Annotated in this window: 1 protein-coding gene; it reads right to left on the bottom strand. The window is 71.8% G+C overall.

The window, feature by feature from the left end; all coding sequences use genetic code 11:
- Positions 1 to 220: hypothetical protein (locus tag SB773_RS33115; RefSeq protein ID WP_410594676.1), on the bottom strand; the 220-nt coding region annotated here is incomplete at its 3' end.
- Positions 221 to 255 lie beyond the last annotated feature (35 nt).

Raw genomic sequence — 255 nt, 5'->3', positions numbered from 1 at the left:
ACTTCGCCCGCACCGCGGGGATCGTCGTGGTGACCGGAACCTGCACCGGGTACGCCCCGCCACCGGCGTCGGTCGACTCGGCCAGCAGCCGGTCGCGCTTGCTCAGCCGGACCGCCTTCTGCTCGCTGATCTCGTCCTCGCCGAGCTGGCCGTCGCCCAGCTGGCTGGTGCCGAGCTGGTCGGTGCCGGAGTCGGCCGCGGTGGTCTGCGCGTCGGTCATCGGTGTCTTTCCGTTCGAGGTGGCGTCGTGTGGTC

Source organism: Bacillus sp. SIMBA_074 (genome assembly GCF_046534555.1).
Taxonomy (GTDB): Bacteria; Bacillota; Bacilli; order Bacillales; family Bacillaceae_G; genus Bacillus_A; species Bacillus_A mycoides.
Note: the sequence above shows the minus strand (reverse complement) of the source record. Positions and strands in the feature narration are given on the sequence as shown.